The organism is Parabacteroides caecihominis (assembly GCF_023656785.1).
Taxonomy (GTDB): Bacteria; Bacteroidota; Bacteroidia; order Bacteroidales; family Tannerellaceae; genus Parabacteroides; species Parabacteroides segnis.
Map to the genome: position 1 here is coordinate 14,750 of NZ_JAMOKS010000002.1, position 23,570 is coordinate 38,319.

The window sequence follows — 23,570 nt, forward strand, 5'->3', positions numbered from 1 at the left end:
TTACATGTCTAATCTCCTGATAATAAAACTTTGATTACCTGTATGGTGCTATCTGAGACCGAAGCCGATAAAACCGTATAACCTTCTATAGGTTTTTCATTTTCCGTCTCTCTTTTTGCCCTTTTTGTTGTAAACGAAGCGTTAACCGGCGATTCAATCTTCAAAAAGAATGATTTACCATCTTTTCGTAAAATTGCCGTATTTCCATTACACTCAACATCGGCAGAAGTAATCACAGACCATTGAACCGATTGCTCCGCATTTTTTAACCCTACGCTGTCCGTAATCATTATCCGGGTATCATCCAATAAACAGAAAGTCCGATAAACAAAGCGGCTCTGTTCCTGATAAACCGTACTCATATCCATTGTTACAAAAGGGTGGACAGCTTTATCGTCACAATCTTTGACCTCTCCTATCCCTGCTGAATTTTGCAATTGATTATCGATCGACAGAGTATTATGACTAAAATTGGAATTTCTGAAATAAGTCCACCTCCGGCCGTCCGGCTTATAATCCCAGAATCCGGGCAAACTGTAATTATCCGTTCCCAGATCGTCAGTCCACCTTATCCCGTTTGTTTCTACAATGAAAGTTCCGATATCCAACTGTTGATGTGCCATATCCGGATCGCCGGTTTTAGCGATCAGATAAATACTGTTGGATACATTCCTGTCTCCATTAAATACAACAATATCATTTATTCCTCTGTAGACGTTTAACTTCGGCAAGGTTTTTGAAGCAGAAAAAGCTGTATCATACCAGGGAATAGACAAAAAATAAAATCTGAAATAATTCTCGCTTTGTACTGTTTCCGAAAGGATCTTCCTATAAAACGCTGCAGCTTCCGGCTGATTGAATGCTTTACTGAAATAGAAATAAATAGGTTCTGCTGCCGGCGCCGTACTTCCGGAATTAGCAAAATTAAATATCTTGCCGGAAGGACTTGTGCTATGCATATAATACAAAACACTTTTATCCACACCCTGCATTTCAGAAAGTCCGAAATCCTGTCCGAGATTATCATTCAAAGCCTTTAATAAGAGCGAAAGATACATATTGGTATATCCCCAATAGGCAGGTCCTTCATAACAAACTCCATCCGGTGCCAGATGTTTCAGACAATTAGGAACATACTTTACAGCTTCACCGATAATATGTTGAGTAAGTTCAGGATAATACTCCTCAATGGCTAAAGCCCCTAATACCATCCCTGCATTACAAACCACATTCCAGTTCGTCTCTCGTTTGGCCCAAGAATCACTGTTACCGGTTTTATACTCTTCGACAACAAGATCCAGAGCCTTCGTTTTAATGGAACTGACAATCAATTGTTTTGTCACAGGAGACAGCACATCATATAACCAGTCGTATCCGATAGCAACCGCAGTCGTCATTTCTGCAACATCTAGATAATGAGCAGGATCCCAATCCTGATAATTACAAACATGAACCAATTCCTTTTCCGCCTTCTCAGCAAACCGTTTATCTCCACTGAGCCGGTAAGCCAGAGACAAGTTGACCATTCGGTATACCTGTTCACGACTGACCGGCAATATATCTTTCGTCTGTTTAACCTTCGTGCGCGGATCCTCCTGTAATGGAACACTCAATAACCGTTCCGCTTCCTTCATCAAACCGAAACGTAAGCTATCCAATAAAGGTTCTCTACCTGCTAAAGCCTGAACTCTTTGTTCTTCCTGCTTACTAAACAGTAACCTGGGATGCTGCTGCAACACCCTTTCAGGAAAAAGGGCCGATGCATCTTTGCTATTTACCACCGAAGAAAACAAAAAGAATGATAAGCTCACTAAACTAATAAATCTCATAAATTGATACATTGAAATTACATTTTGGACGGATTTACCATCCCGGATTCTGCTTCAACGCTTCGTTGCGCTCTATCTCTACACCAGGTATAGGCCAAAGCATATCCCGTTCGGAAAATTTATGAGTATAGATAAATTCACCATAAATATTGATTGCATCTACCTCACTCATAGCCTTGCTTGCTATTTCCCATCCCCAACGGCGCAAATCACTGAAACGTAATCCTTCTCCCGCAAACTCAACAGCACGTTCTTTTCGTATACGTTCAGCCATCTGCTCTTTGGATGTAACAAGCATCCATGCAGGACCGGAATTTAATCCGGGCATATCTACTCTGGCTCTTACCTTGTTGAATTCGGCAACAGCTTTATCCAGTTGGTTATTTTCATTATAGGCTTCCGCCAACATCAGCAATACATCCGCATAACGAATCAGAGGAAATTCAAAAGGAGTGTGCAAACGGTCACTGATAGCTCCGCCAAGATCATATTCAACTACAAATTTACGATACAAATAAGAGATCCAGCCTTTATTGTTCCGTATGGTTCCCTGATTTTCATTCCCTTGCACATTGTGGTCCATTGCAAACAACATATCCCGTGGGGTCGTCTTTCCGATACAACCTTTATAAATAGAATAAGGGACAATCAAAGTAGCCATCATGCGAGGGTCCCTGCTTTTATATACATTCAATATTTGTGCTGTATCTACATCTCGCAATCCAATAACAGCACCGGACGCATCCATCTCTACACTAAGCAATTCTTTACGCTGATCCGGAGTAGCTTCATTGTATCCGGGAAAAACATCATTCCAACTGAAAGGACGGCCATCTTTGAGCTCATACATATCAGCCAATTGAGTGGAAGGAACAGTATTGTTCCAACAACTACCAAACGCACTGCGTGTCCCCATCAATGCTTGCATAGCCATACCATACTCTGTTCCGACACCACTTTTATTCTGCACGGAAAAGATCATCTCTGAACTCTTATCTCCATTATAGAGTTTAAATATATGAGCATAATCAGCGTCAAGGCCATATCCATAGTTGTTAGACTTGTTATTGACAATCTCTTCAAAATCCGCAATAGCATTCTGCCATTCTTTATTGTAAAGATAGACTTTTCCACGCAAAGCATAGGCTGCCCCTTTCGTCGCACGACCATAATCAGAATCATTATGTCTGACCGGAAGATAAACGACAGCCTCATTCAAGTCACTGATGATATGTGCACGGATCTCTTCCGCGGAGCTTCTGGGTTTCTTCAAGCCAACGTATTCCACATTCAGATTCGTCGTTTCATCATAATAAGGAACACCGCCGTATAAGTCCAACAGAGTAAAATAAAACATTCCCCGCAAAAATCTGGCTTCAGCCATATACTCATTTTTTTGTTCCTCGGTAAGAACATCCATAGTCGGTATGACCCGAAGGTAGCTGTTAGCTCTCTGAATCCCATCATACATCGTTTGCCATTTGGATTGAATTTCTGCTGAACGATCAGAATAAGTACCCAAATACATCATATAATAGTCATATCCATAAGCAATATCAGCCAGGTGATCGAATAAAAACTGGTAACCGTAGGCGTGATTATCCCGCAACATACCATAAATCCCCATTAATCCTTGTTTCGCATGTTCTTCCGTTTTGTAGAAAAGGTTCTCATTTACTTTATCACCGGGATAAGTATTAAGATCATAACATCCGTTGAATGTGGCAGATGTCAATAAAATAGAAATATATATCAGTATTTTTTTCATGTTTCAAAATATTTAAAAGGTAAGATTCAGTCCAAATGTTGTTAATCTCATTGTAGGATACTTAGTACCAGATATTTCCGGGTCAAGCCCTTTATATCCCGTAAATGTCAATGCGTTATCTATACTGACATAGAAGCGAAGGTTATCCAGCAATAGTTTCTGGGAAAGCTGCTTCGGGATAGTATATCCTAATTGTATATTTTTTACCCTTACATAGGATCTGTTCTGGACCCAAAAGTCGCTGGCTACACTGTTACGTCCATCACTGTAATCCAACAAACGCGGATAAGTAGCATCTGTTCGCCCCGAATACCAGCGTCCGTCAGCAATTGTCTTATTAATCTGATTACCCCGGCGAACTAAAGGCCAAAAGCTAGCTCCATCCTGACCGCTCCAGTACTCTTTCAGTCCTGTTGCCCCCTGAAGGATACATGAGAAATCCAATCCTTTCCAACTTGCTCCGAAATTGAAGCCAAAAGTGACAGTAGGGTTGGTCCCATTACCAACCATGATACGATCTTTATCCGTAATACACCCGTCACCATCAATATCTTTATAAAGGAAATCGCCCATCTCCGGTTTTTTATACTGGGAAAAAGCATCCGGATTTTTCTCTTCCATGGCCCGGACCAATGCCAGATCCTCTTCTGTCTGAATAATACGATCTACGGAAAGGACATACTGAATATTGATTGGTTGTCCTTCCAATATCATATTGGTCCCGCTAATAGACGGTTCATCACCTTTAAATTTAGTTACTTCGTTTTTTACGTATGATACATTCCCTCCCACAAAGTAATCTACTTGCCCGATACGATCAGTCCACGTCAGATTCAATTCAAGACCTCTGTTACGGACCTGGGCAGCATTTGATTTAGGGACAGTTGCATTCCCGTGCACTAACGGAGCAGGTAAATCAATCAGGATTCCCTTGGTATTTTTTACGAAGAAATCAACATTACCACTCAATTTTGAAACACCGAAATCAATTCCCACATTTGTTAAATAGGTCGTCTCCCATGTCAAACCAGCATTAGACAAGGCTCTCTGCGCCATCCCAATCTGTACGGAATTATTCAATGTATAATTTGAGGCAGAATAAAACATCTGATAATCATAATCACCTACCGAATTGTTTCCCAATGAGCCATAAGAAGCACGTATTTTAAACTGGTTGACAAGATCTATATCTTTCATAAATCCTTCTTCACTCATACGCCAACCGGCAGAAAAAGAAGGGAAGAAACCTCTTCTGTTTTTTCCTGCAGCAAACCGGGAAGAATTATCCATACGAAGATTGGCTTCAAACAAATATTTCTCATCCCAGTTCAGGTTTACTCTTCCAAAGAAAGAATGCATAGCCCAGTTAGAGTAGTTTCCTGTCGCTGTAGCATTTGCCGTAGCAGCATTCAATTCCGTCATTTCCGGTGCGATCAAATCTTCCTTACTGGCCTGGAACCAATTATAACGATACGCTTCCTGGCTACCTCCGATTGTCGCCTGAATATTTAATCGGTCTATATCTGTTTCATAACGAATAATTCCATCCATATGATTCCGTACCCATTTTTCGTCGTGATTGGTCACTTTTGTCTTTCCTGTTCCGGCAGTCTGGACAGTATTACTATACAAATTCCATACATCATGAAACACAGGCTGTTCATAACGGTATCTATTTTGAAAATCATATGTATAAGATCCTTCTATGGTCAATCCTTTAAAAGGTCTGATCTGTGCATAAAAACGCGATACCATTTTATTTGTTGTCCGATTTCCCTTTGTACTGTTTAACTTACGCAATATATTATTGGTACCAGACTGGGCATCATCTTCCGGATTATTGACACCACCATACCGCCCGTCTGGTGCCTGGAAACACATCCCGGGAGTCGTCGCCTGCAAATGTGTATAAAATAAACTGCCTGTACCTTCCGTCTGGATCAATCCCAAATCTTCTTTTCCACGATAACCATAGGCATTAACTCCAATCGTAAACCATTCTTTAACTTCTGCATCCAGGTTCACACGGGCACTATAACGGTCATAACCGGAATTTTCCATAATTCCCGGATTCTTCAGATAATTTCCGGATATGAAATAATGAATTTTATCAGAACCTCCGGTAATGGATATGGTATGATTTTGCAACCATCCTGTTTTGAATGCAGCATCTTGCCAATCCGAATTCGGATATTTTACAGGATCACTATTCCCGGCAGCACGCCACTCGTCTATTTTTTCCTGGCTGAACGGTGCCGGCAGATTACTGTTTCTTTCTCCTTCATTAAACAATTCCATATAATCTGCATAGTTGGTCACAAGATCCATACGATGAGCGACTTGTTGCATAGTTACATAACCGTTATAAGAAATTCTGGAACCGCCTGTTTTACCTTTACGGGTTGTGATCAGGATAACACCATTAGCAGCACGTGAACCATAAATTGCAGACGAAGCAGCATCTTTCAGCACAGAAATACTTTCCACATCCTGCGGATTAATATCGTTCATACTTCCCGGAACCCCATCAATAACAACTAATGGATCAGAATTATTCAAAGTACCTTGTCCGCGTACTCGTATAGTTGCTCCATCATTGCCAGGCCGTCCTCCACTACCTTGTGTCACAGATACACCGGCAGCCATACCCGAAAGTCCTGCTGACAATGAAGTAATAGGACGGCTATCTACCATCTTACTCATATCAACAGATGATACAGCTCCTGTCATATTCACTTTTTTCTGTGTTCCATATCCCACAACCACAACTTCATCCAGGGCTTGTGAATCTTCTTTTAATTGGATCATAAAAGAGTTTTTTCCATTTACCGGTATACTTTGTTCTATATAACCGATATAAGAAACCGTCAATACTGCACCAGGAGACACCTGCAAAGAAAAACGTCCTTCCATATCAGTGACCGTTCCGTTAGTAGTTCCTTTTTCTACTACATTTGCTCCGATTACCGGTCCCTGTGCATCTTTTACTGTTCCCGTAACAGTCACTTTCGCTTGTTGGGATAATAGCAACTTTTCCGTTATACCTTCCCCGGCACTAACCGGATTGGCTTGGACTATTCCCACGGACAAGAATAGTGTGGCCATTCCTGCAAACATTGTTTTCCTAAAAGAAGGAATGTTCAAATCATTCGTCATAAATAGGTAGATTTAGATTAATAAATTCAGATAAACTCTGAGGCAAAAATAACCGGATACACAAAAAAAGACCTATACATAGCGTCCGTTTTTTATATACACACAGTCCAAATAGAAGATTTAACTATTTGATTATAAATGATTAGCTATTTCACTTTTCTTTTTTCCGAAATTGAGCCGGCGAAACCCCGAATTTTGTCTTAAAACAACGACTAAAATATATGGTAGAAACAAATCCCAGTTGATCCGATATTTCACTCACCAACATATCCGGCCGTTCCTGTAGCAGAACCGCTGCACGTTTAATACGCTGATTTTGTATAAATTCACTCGGCGTCATACCTGTAAGATTTTTCATTTTTGCAAAAAAGGAACTACGTCCCATATTCAATTCACGGGCAAGTATATTCACATCGAAATCCTGGTCACCCATATGTTCATCTATAATTTCTACAATACGATTCAGTAATTTCTGGTCCAGCGAAGTAGAAGCCAGCAACTGTACATCAAAATCACCTTGCTGAGTCAATCTGGATTTCAACAATAAACGATTACGAATTAAATTATTACAACGCATCAGTAAAACTCTTGCATGGAAAGGCTTACTCACATAATCATCCGCTCCCTGCTGGAATCCTTCAATATTATACTCAACAGAATCGAGGGCTGTCAACAAAACGACAGGAATATGGCAAAGATCAATATTATTCTTAATTTTCATACACATTTCCATGCCACTCATCAGAGGCATCATAACATCACTGACCACCAAATCCGGTTTTTCCTCAATAGTCTTTCGTAAACCTTCTTCTCCATTTCCAGCTAATATCACCTGATAAAAAGGAGTAAACAAGGTATTTAATATTTGTAGCAACTCCTCATTATCTTCCACTATCAATATCTTATAAGAACCGACCTTCAGATCCGGAAAAGTTGTGTCCATCTCTTTATATTCTTCCGGTAAAACGGAATCCGGCAACGATCCCCGTTTGATCATAGGCTCTTCCGGAACTTCCAGAAGAATGGCATTTTCATCATTCTCAAAATGGGCTTTACCTTTTAATAAAGTGATCGTAAAAATTGTACCATATCCCAACTGGCTTTGTACCGTAATCTCTCCATGATGAAGGTTGACAATGTTCTTACTCAATGCCAGCCCTAGTCCGGTTCCCGGATTGGCCTCAGACAGTTGTTTCCCGTTTTCCGCCTGATAAAAACGGTCAAAAATACGTGACACATCACCAGACGATAGTCCGATACCCGTATCAATCACTTTTATATGAACATTATTCTCATCCGGAGAAATATACAAATCTACCACACCTCCCGGTTTAGTATATTTGAAAGCATTGGACAAAAGATTATAAAAGACCTTTTGCAGTTGATTGGAATCAAACCACAGCAGAATATCATCTTCTTCATGATAAAGATTAAAGGTAATCGTTCGTTGGGCAGCCAATTCACAATACGAAAGATAAATATCCTTCAAAAAAGGAACCAGATTTTGTTCACAGACACGCAACGAAACATAATTCTGCTCGAGTTTTCTGAATTCCAACAATTCGGAAATCATATTCCTCATGCGGGTAGCATTCTTACTAATCTTAACAATCCTATTATATAAGGTAGGAGGAAGTGATGAACTCTGGAGCAACATATCCACCTGACTGAAAATAAGCGTCAGCGGAGTGCGGAACTCATGGCTGATGTTAGTAAAAAAACGTAATTTGGCCTGATTAAGTTCTTCATTCCGCTCTTTCTCTTCTCTTTCTTTCTCAAGAGAAAGAGCTAATCTTCTCCTGGCATTTATCGTACGAATTGTCAGATAAACAATTATAATGGTAGTCAGGGTATACAGAATCCATGCCCAGGCCGTATTATACCAAGGTTGTGCAATCTGGATGTTCAAAGAAATTTCACGTCGGTTCATCAAGTGCTGCGGTAAAATCTTTTCACGGACCAACAATTTATATTTCCCGGGATCCAGATTCGTATAATAAATACTGGAGGAAAAAGAGGATACCCAATCTTCATCAAAACCGACCAGTTTATATTGATATTCATTATTCTTCTGAATATCAATATAATTAGTAGTTGCAAAATTTATGATCAGATTGTTTTGTTTATTATTCAGGTGAATCGACTTATTAAAAGGAAAAGACTCTTTCAAAATCCCCCCCGAAACAGCCCCCGGATATATTCTTTTATTATGGATATACAACTCCGAGAAATATAAAGAATAATTCTTTTCCTTTTGATCCAAATCTTCCCGGAAGAAAGAGGCAAGCCCGTCATTTCCTCCGACAAACAGTTCATTATTCCTGCAAACCAAAATACCACATCCATCCGCAATTGAAGTGATAGGCAAATTTGCTCCCAATGTCACAAACCGGGTATTCTCATTGGAAGGATTCAAAAAAGTAATACCTTTATCACTGGTAACCAGTAATTCTCCCGAATTTGTTTCCGCAACATTATAACAGTAATTACTTAACAAATGCCCGCTTCCCTGTGAGTAATGAATAAAGGAGTCGGACGGCTTATCATACCGGTATAAACCTCCTCCCAAAACTACGAAATAAATATCTCCGTTATTGGTCGTAATAATCCGTTTAGGTTCAAATCGGATACCGTATTGAGGCAGAAAATATTTTTTCTGATTATCAGTATCAGTCAGTTTAATCCTGATAAGGGAAGTTCCGATCATAATCCATATATTTTCTTCCTTATCAATCGTAAAATTCTGTGCATTTCTACATAGCCATTTAAACTCACCCGTATCAAGATCCATAACAAAAGTCCCGTTCATTGCACTCACATATAACTTATCATTATGAATCATCGTGTGAAAGATAATACCATCCGGTTTCACATCTTCTTCCTCATAATCATCCAGGTAATTATGAAAAATACCGGTTTTTATATCAAACCGGGTCAGTCCTCCATGATGCGTACCAATATATAACTGATCCCGTTTTTCGTCATACGCAATACATTTCAGATTATTCTGTAAGACTGAATTAGAAGGTCCCGCAGTAAAATATTTGAATGTACGCGTTTTACGGTCCATAAAGTTCAACCCGCCTCCTTCGGTACATATCCAGATATTACCATTCTTATCCTCAGCCAAATGGCCGACAAAAGAATAATTCAAACATTCTTTCCGAAAAGGATTATCCGTATAATGAGCAAAAATTTCCTTCTCTGGATTAAAATAGTTCGCACCTCCATAATAGGTTCCTACCCATATTGTTGCCTGCGTATCTATATAAACAGAAAATACGGAAGAATGAGACAGACTACCCGGTAGATGGTCCTGTCGGTACACAGTAAATTTATCTGTATACGGATTATATTTATGTAATCCTAAAAAGGTTCCGAACCAGATGTTCCCAAATCTATCCTCTGCAAAACTCCGTATCTGATTGCTTTCTATATGGTAAGGTTCCGCATTAGAATCCGAATACCAAATGACCTTCTCATCCGGCATTATCCTATACAGTCCTCCGGTACGGCAACCGGCCCATACTTCACCTGAAGAACTTTCAAATAAACGGTAAAATTCCGGTCCGTCAACCAGACAACGTGCTTTTTCTCCTTTTTCAATCACATATAATCCTTCATACGTTCCAACCCAAATTTTATTTCCAGAGACCAGCAAACTGGAAATATCCGGTATATCTTCCTCTGTATAAAGCAATAAACTATCTCCTTTTTCATCATAACGGCAAATCATGCCATCATATCCCGTCCATATATCACCATTTGAGGACGTAACCGTTTTTGCCTTATATTTCCCAATCACATGGAACTTTTCTTCCCGGATATCATACCTCACCAAAGAATCACATGTTCTGAAAAAAATATCTCCCTGCCGGTTACCGACCAGATGGTCACATTCATGTCCTAACAAAACATTTATAGAACTCTCCTGGTCCGGATTCTCCCATCCCTTGTATACCCGCATTCGTTCTCCGTCATACACACTGAGCCCTTCACGCGTACCGAACCACATCCGTCCCAGTTGGTCCTGATAAATAGACATAACAGAGACCTGCGATAATCCGTCACTCATACCAAGATGCTTAAAATAAACTGGATAAATAACTTGGTGAATGAATAAAAAACACAACAATATCAGTAGCTTTTTCATCTTATTTACGAAACTAAATAAAAGAGTCTTCTTGTATCCCCGCTTATTCACAATTACATTATGAATTATACAAAGATAGAGATATTTTATTCACTGCAATATCAATTGCTCAGTCTTTCATTCGACAAAAAACACTACACTATTTCCAGCGGATCCTCTTCCGCTTATAAGAGAAAACTTATTGTTAATCTTTACTCTGATTTAATAACTTCCGCCGGGTTCAACCGTGAAATCAGCCAGATACGATATGCTACGGTAATAAACACGATTGTTGTTGTTAAGAATATTATACTTAGCCACAGAACTGGATTATTCAGCCATATCTATAATACACTGTCCTACTGACAGATAAAACCATTCACACAATAGCAAACCTGTGTATTTTCGCACGAATATTGTTCTTATCCGCACAAACGTAACACAATACTGAGACCAGACTTTATCCCTATAATTTACGACGAATATGTCATAAACCAATGTGTCACTTTTTCACTATATGTTTTTGATATTGGAATATCCGGGACTTTCTCGACTCCCAGTTCCAGATAAATGCCGTCTTTTTCACGGCGTATCACCTTTACCTGGTCGAAATTAACCATATATGAACGATGGCAACGCAGCACATTCGTTTCGGCCAGACTCTCTTCTATGGATTTCAAAGAGTTACGCAGCATGAACTTTGTCAGTACTCCCTTGTTGAGATACCAGATACACACATAATTATCCGCCGATTCTATATACAAAAGATTCGTCCGTTTCACCGACAACCGCAATTCATGCTTTTCGTCATAAAAAGAGAAAACCGTAAGTTTGTTTGCCGCCTCTGCCCGATCCTCTTCCAGCAATCTCAACTGCCGTTCTTTCTCCTGATAGGAAAAATAGAAATGTAAGACCGAATAGGGTAATAACAGAACCAGGCTTGTGTTGATAGCCGACTCTTTGAAAACGCTTAAATACTCCCGCTCCGGATTCAGTACCAAAGTGTAGATCGTATAAAACAAAGACATGAAAAATATCTCCAGAATAATCCACACCGAATATGCACCTACGGAAATGGCATGTTTCCTGCCCCAATAATACATCACAATCCGGCTGATCACCACCACCAGCACACCGGTAAGAATAATCAGACTGGAAAAAACAAAAAACTTAAACTCTGAAACCCGATACCAGTTCGACGAACTGAACGGCTTATATATATTGATAAATACCAAAGCGAAAAACGCTGTCAGCAGGATCAGGCGAACGATGTTCGACTTTTCATAAATATAACCGGGTATTTTATGACCGAGCATTCCCATATCTTTTGCCTCCTATTTGGAGAACAAATGTACTAGTAAATCCCGAAACATTCACCCCGCATATAAAAATTTCACCCCGCCATTCCGGTTTATGTCCCAGCCGGAGTTCGTCGGAACCATTTATTTGCAAGGATTGTTTTAATAATGTTTGTTTGCATCAAAAAATCGATTGTTATGGATATCTCACTTCGCACACAACAACTAAACAGCCTTTTCTCGTACGATAAAAAGGCACATCTGGAAGAGAGCCGTCTGGAAATAATTCCCTTTCGCTTTACACAAACGATAGGTGCCAGCGAAATTAACGAATTCCAGAAGGGACTTGCTGCAACTGAATTTTGCTCTGTCACGGACGACCATATTCAGGAAAACAAAACATTCAATTATACGATCTTCGCCCCTTCGGGTAAAGAGAAACGCGACAAAGCCATCATCCTGTTGCACGGACTGAACGAACGTACCTGGGAAAAATACCTGACCTGGGCCGAATATCTGGCCGGTTCAACCGAAAAGCCGGTCATCCTTTTCCCTATCGCATTCCATATGAACCGTACACCGGGTAGCTGGTGCAATCCACGGATGGTTTTACCCTGGGTGAACAGGAGGAAACAGGAAATAGACAACTTGGAAAACTCGACCTTTGCCAATGTCACATTAAGCAGCCGCCTGTCAGGAAATCCGTTGCGTTTCTATGCGTCCGGCCGCGAATCGGTTTATAACTTATGGCAATTGGTACATGAGATAAAGAGTGGAAAACATCCTTTATTCAAAGATGATACTTCCATCAACCTGTTTGCTTATTCGATCGGAGCCTTGTTGTCACAGGTCTTGTTATTGAGTAATCCGGAAAAGATGTTCAGCGACACCCGCCTGTTCATGTTCTGCGGCGGTTCCATTTTCAGCCAGATGAACGGAAACGCACGGGATATTATGGATCAGGAAGCATTCAACAGCCTGCAACGATTTTACCGCCACGATTTTCTGGAAGAACGTTCGCTGCCTACTTCCTTTAAGAATGATTTTCTGGAACAGGCGTTCAAAGCCATGATTCGCCCTGATATCTTACAGGAATACCGTGAGTCCTTTTTCCAAAAAGCCTGCAACCGCATCAAAGCTATCTCACTGAAGAAAGACATTGTCATGCCAACCAACGGAGTGATCAAAGCACTGGGCAAGGCCTCTGACAAGATACTGGAAGAAATGGATTTTCCCTTCCAATATTCCCATCAGATACCGTTCCCGTTCCGGTCAAAAACCGATCAGACACTTGTAAACCAGGCTTTCAATAATATATTCAGCCAGGCAGCCGCATTCTTGTAAAAGTCCCTACTAATTTAATGTGATCACCTTGTATTTTGGAACCAGCATCTTCATCACGATCCAGCCGATCAGGTAAGCGACAGCGCAAAAGATAAAGACAATAGCATAACCGGCCGGTTTGCCTTCGAAACCCATAAACTGCATGTTGGTATCGCCACTATATGTAAATAGCATGCCGGCCCCCTTCTGAATAAAGAACGAACCGATACCGCCTGCCATGCCGCCAATACCGGTAATCGTAGCGATTGCACTTTTGGGGAACATATCGCCTACTGTAGAGAATATATTTGCACTCCAAGCCTGATGAGCAGAAGCACCGACGGAGATCAGCAGGATAGGCACCCAATAGCTGATATAACCCAATGGCTGCGCGAATAAAACGACCAATGGGAAGAATGCAATGATCAACATCGCTCGCATACGCCCTGCATACGGATTCATCCCCCGGTTGATGAAGTAAGTCGGAAATTTACCGCCAAACACGGAACCGATCACCGTAATAGAATAAAGTATAGCAATTGGCCATGCGATCTGGGTTCCTTCCATATTATATTGTATCTTCAGATAAGCCGGAGTCCAGAAAAGAAAGAACCACCATACGCCATCCGTCATAAACTTACCAAAAGCAAACGCCCAAGTCTGTTTAAAGCCCAGACATTCAATGAAAGAAAGCTTCGATTCATTTTCAGGCTCAATTTCATCCAGAGTCAATTCAGCATCATCCTGCTGAATATAAGCACGTTCCGCATCATTTACCTTTGGGTTCTCCGCGATTGGTTTATAGATAAACAACCATATTCCCATCCAGATAAAGCCGATCAGACCAACAATAATAAAAGCCATTTCCCACCCCCATAGTTCAGCCATCAGAGGAACAGTCAATGGAGCCACAATAGCCCCGACATTAGCACCAGAGTTAAAAATACCCGTTGCAAAAGCGCGGTCTTTTTTCGGGAAATACTCTGCTGTCGCTTTAATAGCAGCTGGGAAGTTTCCAGCCTCACCAAGAGCCAGCACACAACGTGCTATAATAAAGAACGTGACACTTACCATACTGATCGTAGCCGCAAGGTCTGTTCCTGCAGCAACAGCCCGCAACGCATCTGCATCCGGTAATCCGACCCATTTTTCTGTTAATACACCACACAATGCATGAAGTGCCGCCCCTGCAGACCAGACAGCAATTGACCAGGCATATCCTTTTCTGGTTCCCATCCAGTCGATAAACCTTCCGGCAAATAACATGGAAATTGCATAAAACAAGGAGAAAATGGCAGTGATTGTTCCATAATCGTTGTCTGTCCAGTGAAATTCTTCTTCCAGCATCGGCTGTAGAAGTGAAAGTACCTGACGGTCTAGATAGTTTACCGTTGTTGCGAAAAACAACATCGCACAGATTACCCACCTGTACCGTGTCATTTGTTGATTGACATTCCCTAATGCGCTCATTTCTTAATAGTTTTTCATGATTTGCGGCAAATATATATCAATTTTTTTAAATACAAAGCATAACGTGTGTGCGAATACACGATTATTTACATTAATTCGGAAAGTTACAGTAAAACGGAGGTTATTTAGAAATGATTCCGTATAGAATTTGGTTCTACGTTTTTTTTCATCATCTTTGTATGAAGAAAACACACAACATATTTACAGGCTGTCTTTATGAGAAAATCTATACTATATCTTCTCCTGATGATTATCTGTCTGTCCGAGCTATATGCAGCAAACAGAAAGTCGTTCAATTACTATTTTTCGCATATTTCGAGTGCAGACGGTTTGTCGGAAAGCCAGGTAAAAGTAATACTACAGGATAGTTACGGTTTCATGTGGTTCGGCACTAAAAACGGACTGAACCGGTATGACGGTACTTCTATCCAAACGATCAATTGCGATGATTATATTGCAGGTACAGGCAATCACAATATCTCCGCCCTTTTTGAAGACGAGAACAGAAAACTATGGGTAGGTACAGACCGGGGAGTATATATCTATGACCCTGTATACGACCTGTTCACGTTTATAGACCAGAAAACCGAAAACGGGGAACAAATGGGTAACTGGGTTGCCAAAATCACCTCCGACCATTCCGGTAATATCTGGATACTGATCCCCGACCAGGGCGTCTTCCGTTATAAAGACGAGAAATTATATTATTATGCAATCACCAACAAAGATAATATCAAACGGGAAAGCCCCGGAGCTATCTGCGTGAGGGAAAACGGGGAAGTCTGGATCGGGACAGCCGGTGTCGGACTCTTCCTTTACAATCCGCAAACAGACTCCTTTCTTCAGCATCATACCGACAAGGATGGCAACACCCTGATGGGTGCCCATATCTTCTCTATGTGCGATTACGGCGATTGGATCGCACTGGCCATCCATGACGGAGAACTGAAAAAGTACAATCCCAAGACAAATACCCTGCAAACAGTCAACGCCCCGGGAGTGCATCACACCATCTTACGCGACGTGGTCTGTTACGATCAGAATAACCTTTGGGTCTGTACGCATGCCGGACTGTTCATCGTTGACGAACAATCCCAAAAAGTAACCCATCTCCAGGAAGACCTGATGCATTCGTACAGTCTTTCCGACAATATTATTTTCTGTATCTATAAAGACAGGGAAGGAGGCATCTGGCTCGGTACCAAATTCGGCGGAGTCAACCATTTACCGAATTACAAACTATTGTTTGAAAGGTTCGTCCCTTCCAGTTCGGAAAATTCGCTGAATACCCGCCGCATCCGCGAACTGGCGGAAGATCCCGAAGGCAATATCTGGGTTGGGACGGAAGATAACGGAATCAACATTCTGAATCCATCAACCGGAGAAGTGGCACAGATCAAATATCCTGAATCCGACAGGAAAAGCCATCTCATGACCCAGTCCATGAGTATGTACGACGGCAAAATATATTGCGGTCTGTTTAAATACGGGCTCGATATCATAGATATATCCAACCATTCGATCAAACATCTCAATCACCAGCAATTAAATCTTGATGAAGAAAGCGTATATTCCCAGTTGATCGATAGCCGGGGCCGTCTTTGGGTAGGAAATGCCTGGGGGTTATCCAGGGCAGAAGCCGGCTCGTTCGATTTTACCCGGATACCGGAGATCGGTCTCGATTGGATCGTTTGTATGCTGGAAGATAAAAAAGGACAGATATGGCTTGCCTCGATGGGGAGCGGTGTATGGAAATACAATCCGGAAGATGATTCTTATAAAAAATATGTCAATGACACTCAGGACCTGGCCAGCCTGAGTTCAAACTCCGTCAGTTCCATCATGGAAGACAGCAGAGGACAGATATGGTTCTCTACCGACCGGGGTGGCATCTGCCGGTACAACGAGGCGGATGACAACTTCACCACGTTCTCCAAAGAACAGGGCCTGCCTGACGACGTAGCTTATAAAATACTGGAAGATAAAAATCATTATTTCTGGTTCGGGACCAACCAGGGACTTGTCAAGTTCAAACCGGAAACCGGGGATATCCGTGTATTCACTACCCGCGACGGTTTAGTCGGCAACCAGTTCAATTATAATTCGGGACTCAAAGCAAGCAACGGCAAATTCTACTTTGGAACGATCGACGGACTGATCGCTTTCAATCCGGATGACGACCAGCGGACCGATTCCATTCCTCCGGTCTATATCACGAAGTTCAGCATATATAATAAGGAAGTAACCGTACATACCCCCAACTCTCCGTTGAGCAAGAGCATCCTGCATACCGACCGGATTACCTTGCCGTACGACCAGTCGAATATCAGTTTCGATATAGCACTGCCCTCTTATTCATCTGCCCGTAGCAAGGAATGTTACTACAAAATGGACCCGCTGGACAAAGATTGGGTAAAAACCAGTAATAACCAGAATATTTCGTATGCCAAACTGCCCCCGGGTAACTATACGCTCCTGGTAAAAGCCGAGATTGAAGACGATAACCAGCCGGTTACTTCACTCCGTATCGTCATCCTTCCTCCCTGGTGGCTATCCTCCTGGGCTTATGCCGTTTATGCGATCCTGATACTCTGCCTGATATACGGATGGTTCCGCTGGTACAAACGCCGTAAGGAACGGCAGATGGAAGAGAAACAGAAACTCTTCGAGATAGAAAAAGAAAAGGAACTCTATGAGGCTAAGGTAGAATTCTTTACGGAGATAGCCCATGAAGTGCGCACGCCGCTGACACTGATCAACGGTCCGCTGGAAACAATCCTCGACATGAATATCCAGGACAGCAAGATCACGCGTAACCTGACCGTAATCGCCCAGAACACCAAGCGCCTGCTCGAACTGACCGGCCAGCTACTCGACTTCCGGAAAATCGGGGCCAACAAATTCAAGATGGATTTTGCCTGGACCAATGTTACGACACTGCTGAAAGATACCATCCTGCGCTTCGAACCGACCATCGTCCAACAGGATAAGAAATTATCGGTCGATATTCCCGAAGAAGAAATCACAGCTGCTATCGACCGCGAAGCCGTTACCAAGATATTGAGCAACCTGTTGAACAATGCACTCAAATATTCGGCCCATACCATTTGTATCGAACTGAGGCATGAAGAGACCACCTTCAGTATCCGCGTCACCAGCGACGGAAACCGGATACCTACCGAACTCAGCCAACAGATATTCGAACCTTTTTATCAAATCAATAAGAAAGAAGGGGCAACGACAGGCGCCGGTATCGGCTTACCACTGGCACGTTCGCTGGCCATGCTTCATTCCGGCAAACTCTGGCTGGATACCGAAGATAGCAACAATTCGTTTGTCCTGTCCCTGCCTCTTGCCCAGGAGAAAGTGCGGCAACAGGAAAACTCCGTTATCCAGGAAGAATTCATATTTCCCGAAGAAGGGACAACCGTCAATGCGGAAGGCCGCAACTATACACTCCTGTTGGTAGAAGATAACGATACCATGCGTTCGTTCCTGGCAGAGAAACTGCAAGAGATGTTTGTTACGGAGACGGCCCCCGACGGAAAAGCGGCTTTGGAAATCCTGCGCAATCATCATATCGATATTGTCGTCAGCGACATCATGATGCCTGTGATGAACGGCCTCGAACTGTGTAAAGAGATGAAAGCCGATATCGAACTGAGCCATATCCCCGTCATCTTCCTGACCGCCAAGAACGACCTCGACAGCAAAATCAACGGTCTGCGCCTGGGTGCGGAAGCATACGTGGAGAAACCTTTCTCTTTCAATTACCTGACAACACAGATATTCTCCCTGCTGAACAACCGCCAGAAAGAACGCGAGGCTTTCTCCAAACGCCCGTTCTTCCCGGTCAACAACATGCAGATGAACAAGGCTGACAAGGAATTTATGGACAAGATTATAGCCATCATCCATGAAAATATCACCGATGAAAACTTCGGTGTGGAGAAACTGGCAGAGATACTCTTCCTGAGCCGTTCCAGCCTGTTACGCAAGATAAAAGTCCTCTCCGGCCTGTCGCCGAACGACTTCATCCGCCTCATCCGTCTGAAGAAAGCGGCAGAACTGATTCTGGACGGCAAACACCGGATTGGCGAAATATGTTATCTGGTAGGAATAAACTCCCCCTCTTATTTCAGCAAGATATTCCTGAAACAGTTCGGGGTAACGCCTAAGGATTTCGAGAAACAGAACCAGGCTTCTTAACCGAAGTCTCCCGTATCGATAAATGGGTGGGAACGACAATCTGCCGTGGTTTCTCACGTTTCTTGATTTGCTTGAGAAGCAGGTTGCAACATTCCTCTCCCATCTTATAGGTCTGATGGGTAACGGCGGTCAATGCCGGTTCCACGTAGTTGGAATGAAGTTCGTCGGTATAACCGATCAGGGCGATATCGGCCGGTATGCGGAGATGATGTTTCTTGATTTCTTTCATGGCGGCAAAAGCCAATGTGTCATTCATTGCCAGGATTGCATCAGGCGGTTCCGGCAATGAAAGCAATTGCCGGCATCCTTCACGTCCTTCCTCATAAGTCATTTTCTTACAAACGACCAGTTCTTCTTCAACAGGCAAGCCATGTTCTTTCAAAGCTTCTATATACCCGTCCCGACGTTGCCGCACAATAGCCAAATGGTCGGAACCACCCAAAAAGGCCACCCGCTTCGAACCGGATTCTAATAAATGGCTGGTAGCCACCCTTGCCGATTCCTGATTGTCGGCCACCACCGAAGGAATCGCATTCGTGAGGCAGACACGGTCGAAAAAGACCAGCGGGATATCCATATCTTCCAATGAAAGGAAATGGGCATAATCGGTCGTTTCCTGCGAAAGGCAGGCCAGCATACCCTCCACCCGCATATTCACCAGGTCTTCCACACAATGTTGCTCCTGCTCATATTGCTCATACGAAGAAGTGATGATGACCGAATACCCGTTCTTGCGCGCCACATCATTGATACCGCTGATTATGGACGAATAGAAATGCGTAACAATATCCGGCACGATAATACCGATAATACGGGGCGTATTCTTTAACAAACTAAGAGCAAACGGGTTCGGACGGTAATTCCATTCCTCGGCGAGCGCCTTCACACGTTCCCTCATCTCGGGACCAATCTCGTAACTGTCGTTCAACGCACGGGATACGGTAGAAACGGAAACACCCAGCTCCTTCGCCAGGTCTTTCAATGATATGTGTCTTTTCTTAGGCATCACAAATCCGATTAGGTCCGACAAATATATATTTTTTCCGGCAGATACAAGCATTACCTCCGAGATAGATACATGTATACCGACATCGAGCCGTTTATATCCGACAGGACATGCCACGCAAACCTTTGCGTAGATTTTTATGCACAAAGCGGTTATAATCAATACATAAAAGCTATACTTTTGGACTATTGCAAACTCAATCTATTTAAACCATGAAGTACTCATATTGCGGAAAAACCGGGATGAAAGTTCCCGTACTAAGTTTTGGAGCTTCCTCTCTGGGAAGCGTATTTCACGAAACCCGTGAAGCGGAAAGTATCAAAGCTGTATTCACTGCCATTGAAAATGGGATGAACTTTATCGACGTTTCCCCTTATTATGGGCATTACAAGGCGGAGACAGTATTAGGAAAAGCGCTGAAAGATATTCCGCGCGACCATTTCCTGCTGTCGACTAAAGTAGGCCGTTACGGTAAAGACGGCATGAACACCTGGGATTATTCTGCCCGGCGGGCCACCGAAAGCGTTTACGAAAGTATGAAACGCCTGCACTTGGACTACATAGACCTGATTAACGTTCACGACATCGAATTTGCCGACCTCAACCAGGTGGTGAACGAGACATTGCCGGCATTGGTCGAATTACGGGACAAAGGGATTGTAAAACATGTCGGCATCACCGACCTGCAACTGGAAAACCTGCAATGGGTAATCGACCGTGTGCCCGAAGGTACGGTCGAAACCGTCCTCAATTTCTGCCACTACTGCCTGAACGACGATAAGCTGGCTGATTATTTCGACTATTTCGAATCGAAACAGATTGGCATCATCAACGCTTCTCCCCTTTCGATGGGATTGCTGTCACAACGGGGCGCTCCAGACTGGCATCCGGCGCCGGCGGCATTGGTAGAAGCCTGCCGGAAAGCAGTACAACATTGCGCTTCAAAAGGTTATCCGATAGAAAAGCTGGCCATGCAATATTCCGTAAGCAGTCCGCGGATAGCGACCACCCTATTCAGTTCCGCCAATCCGGAAAATGTCAGGAAGAATATCCAATACATAGAAGAACCCATCGACTGGGAGCTGGTGCGCGAAGTACAGGAAATCATCGGCGACCAGAAACGGGTCAGCTGGTCCAATTCTTAAACCGGAAAAGAAATAACCTTTAAAGAAAATATCATGAACAGAAAAATTATAGATGCCCACTCACATCTCTGGCTCCGGCAGGACACGGTAGTCGACGGGATGTCGATACGGACGCTGACCAACGGACGTTCGCTCTTCATGGGCGAAATCCGGCAGATGGTTCCTCCGTTTATCACCGACGGCAGGAACACGGCTGAGATATTCCTGTCAAACATGGATTATGCCCAGGTCTCGGCTGCCGTCATCACGCAGGAGTATATCGACGGCCTGCAAAATGACTATCTGCTGGAAGTTGTTAAGCAGTACCCGGACCGCTTCTTCGTATGCGGCCTCTGTGAATTTCGCCGTCCCGGCTATTTGGCACAGGCACGTGAATTGGCGGCACGCGGATTCAGGGCAATCAAGATTCCCGCCCAACGCTTGTTGCTCGAAGAAGGGCGCGTCTGGCTGAACTGCAACGAGATGATGGAAATGTTCCATTTTATGGAAACCAATGATATGCTCCTCTCCGTCGATTTGGCCGATGGCGACGTCCAGACCGGTGAATTAGAAGAGGTGATACAGGAATACCCCGGATTACGAATTGCAATCGGACATTTCGGTATGGTTACCCGGCCGAACTGGTTGGCGCAGATTCGCCTGGCCCGTTACCCGAATGTACGTATTGAATCCGGAGGTATTACCTGGTTATTCAACGATGAGTTTTATCCTTTCCACGGGGCCGTCAAAGCGATACGCGAGGCAGCGGACCTGGTCGGCATGGATAAACTGATGTGGGGTTCGGATTATCCCCGAACGATTACGGCTATTACCTATAAAATGTCGTACGACTTTATCCTGAAAACCGGTGAACTGACGGAACGGGAGAAAGACCTTTTCCTGGGAGAAAATGCCGCCGCCTTCTACGGCTTCGAACGGCTAATAGAGTTACCTTATATTAAAAACATGTCCGAGTAAACACACCCTAACACTATATAGTATGAAACAAAAGAATTACGCCTTGCCACTGGCACTGATATTCAGCCTTTTCTTCCTGTGGGCAATCAGCAGCAACCTGCTGCCTACCATGATCAGGCAATTGATGAAAACCTGCGAACTGAATACGTTCGAAGCCTCTTTCACCGAAACGGCCTACTGGCTGGCTTACTTTATCTTCCCGATACCGATTGCCATGTTCATGAAGCGGTACAGCTACAAGGCCGGCATCATCTTCGGACTGTTGCTGGCCGCTTTCGGAGGATTACTGTTTTTCCCGGCAGCCATGCTGAAAGAATATTGGGCATACCTGACAATCTTCTTTATCATTGCAACCGGCATGTGTTTCCTTGAAACGGCTGCCAACCCTTATGTCACGGCTCTGGGGAATCCGGAGACTGCACCGCGCAGGCTAAACCTGGCCCAGTCGTTCAACGGGCTGGGCGCATTTATTGCCGCCATGTTTCTCAGTAAGCTGGTATTGAGCGGAGAACACTATACCCGGACCACGCTGCCCGTCGATTATCCTGGCGGCTGGGAAGCCTATATACAGTTTGAAACGGATTCGATGAAGCAACCGTATCTTATATTAGCACTTTTATTAATCATCATCGCGGTTGTATTCATCGTCTCCAAACTGCCCCGGATACAGGATGAGGAACACAGCGGAAAGGACAAAGACGGAAAGCTGATAGATTTCAGCGTATTAAAACGTTCGCATTTGCGCTGGGGAGTGATTGCACAATTCTTTTACAACGGGGGACAAACGGCCATCAACAGCCTGTTTCTGGTGTACTGTTGCAGTTATGCCGGCCTATCGGAATCCGTGGCAACGACTTTCTTCGGCCTGTACATGCTGGCCTTCCTTTTGGGGCGTTGGATAGGGACGTTGCTGATGGTTAAATTCCGTCCACAGGATATGCTGCTGGTCTATGCCCTGCTGAATGTCGTACTTTGTGGCGTGATTGCATTATGCGGCGGCACGGTCGGACTGTATGCCATGCTGGCTGTCTCGTTCTTCATGTCGATCATGTACCCGACACAGTTCTCGCTGGCGCTGAAAGACCTGGGAGACAACACCAAGAGCGGAGCGGCTTTCCTTGTCATGGCGATTGTAGGAAACGCCTGCCTGCCCCAGTTGACAGCCTACGTGATGCATCATTTCGAAGCTATCTATTATACCGCTTATCTCATTCCGCTGGTTTGCTTCCTCTTCTGTGCTTACTACGGCTGGAAAGGCTATAAAGTAGTCGATTAAT

The 23,570-nt window shown here is 43.4% G+C and carries 12 protein-coding genes; 5 read left to right on the forward strand and 7 right to left on the reverse strand.

What is annotated here, in order from left to right; translation table 11 throughout:
- Window positions 1-8: 8 nt before the first annotated feature.
- The 5 genes from NBH14_RS01260 to NBH14_RS01280 all read right to left on the reverse strand — a co-directional run bounded on the left by NBH14_RS01260 (window position 9) and on the right by NBH14_RS01280 (window position 12,201).
- Window positions 9-1,829 (reverse strand): DUF4962 domain-containing protein, encoded by a 1,821-nt coding sequence (locus NBH14_RS01260; protein WP_250817067.1) that lies wholly within the window; start codon window positions 1,827-1,829, stop codon window positions 9-11.
- 34 nt (window positions 1,830-1,863) lie between these two features.
- A complete protein-coding gene (locus NBH14_RS01265) occupies window positions 1,864-3,597 on the reverse strand; it encodes a RagB/SusD family nutrient uptake outer membrane protein (protein WP_186962038.1) in 1,734 nt (577 codons plus the stop codon).
- Between the two features lie 12 nt (window positions 3,598-3,609).
- Window positions 3,610-6,753, reverse strand: coding sequence for a SusC/RagA family TonB-linked outer membrane protein (locus NBH14_RS01270; RefSeq protein ID WP_186962037.1), 3,144 nt, complete (start codon window positions 6,751-6,753; stop codon window positions 3,610-3,612).
- A gap of 151 nt (window positions 6,754-6,904) precedes the next feature.
- Window positions 6,905-10,828, reverse strand: a complete 3,924-nt coding sequence (locus NBH14_RS01275; protein WP_250817071.1) for a hybrid sensor histidine kinase/response regulator transcription factor — start codon at window positions 10,826-10,828, stop codon at window positions 6,905-6,907.
- 530 nt (window positions 10,829-11,358) lie between these two features.
- A complete protein-coding gene (locus NBH14_RS01280; RefSeq protein WP_128135199.1) occupies window positions 11,359-12,201 on the reverse strand; it encodes a LytR/AlgR family response regulator transcription factor in 843 nt (280 codons plus the stop codon).
- Between the two features lie 180 nt (window positions 12,202-12,381).
- On the opposite strand from NBH14_RS01280, the gene NBH14_RS01285 reads away from it, so the two are divergent.
- Window positions 12,382-13,527: a DUF6051 family protein gene (locus tag NBH14_RS01285; protein WP_186961284.1), complete on the forward strand. Its 1,146-nt coding sequence runs from the start codon at window positions 12,382-12,384 to the stop codon at window positions 13,525-13,527.
- Window positions 13,528-13,536: 9 nt separating this feature from the next.
- Here NBH14_RS01285 and NBH14_RS01290 read toward each other — a convergent pair whose 3' ends face one another.
- On the reverse strand, window positions 13,537-14,976 hold the full coding sequence (locus tag NBH14_RS01290; RefSeq protein ID WP_186961283.1) for an MFS transporter: 1,440 nt from the start codon (window positions 14,974-14,976) through the stop codon (window positions 13,537-13,539).
- Between the two features lie 216 nt (window positions 14,977-15,192).
- On the opposite strand from NBH14_RS01290, the gene NBH14_RS01295 reads away from it, so the two are divergent.
- Complete coding sequence (locus tag NBH14_RS01295) at window positions 15,193-19,185, forward strand: two-component regulator propeller domain-containing protein (RefSeq protein WP_186961282.1); 3,993 nt, start codon at window positions 15,193-15,195, stop codon at window positions 19,183-19,185.
- Here the strand turns inward: NBH14_RS01295 and NBH14_RS01300 are convergent.
- On the reverse strand, window positions 19,151-20,191 hold the full coding sequence (locus NBH14_RS01300; protein ID WP_046145674.1) for a LacI family DNA-binding transcriptional regulator: 1,041 nt from the start codon (window positions 20,189-20,191) through the stop codon (window positions 19,151-19,153). The two genes, NBH14_RS01295 and NBH14_RS01300, sit on opposite strands and share 35 nt — an antisense overlap.
- Before the next feature lie 212 nt (window positions 20,192-20,403).
- On the opposite strand from NBH14_RS01300, the gene NBH14_RS01305 reads away from it, so the two are divergent.
- The 3 genes from NBH14_RS01305 to fucP are packed head-to-tail and all read left to right on the forward strand — an operon-like array spanning window position 20,404 to window position 23,569.
- Complete coding sequence (locus tag NBH14_RS01305) at window positions 20,404-21,336, forward strand: aldo/keto reductase (RefSeq protein WP_186961281.1); 933 nt, start codon at window positions 20,404-20,406, stop codon at window positions 21,334-21,336.
- A 33-nt stretch (window positions 21,337-21,369) separates the two neighbouring features.
- Window positions 21,370-22,293, forward strand: a complete 924-nt coding sequence (locus NBH14_RS01310) for an amidohydrolase family protein (protein ID WP_186961280.1) — start codon at window positions 21,370-21,372, stop codon at window positions 22,291-22,293.
- 22 nt (window positions 22,294-22,315) lie between these two features.
- Window positions 22,316-23,569 carry an L-fucose:H+ symporter permease gene (gene fucP / locus NBH14_RS01315; protein ID WP_186961279.1) on the forward strand — a complete coding sequence of 418 codons (1,254 nt, stop codon included), beginning with the start codon at window positions 22,316-22,318 and terminating at the stop codon, window positions 23,567-23,569.
- Window position 23,570 lies beyond the last annotated feature (1 nt).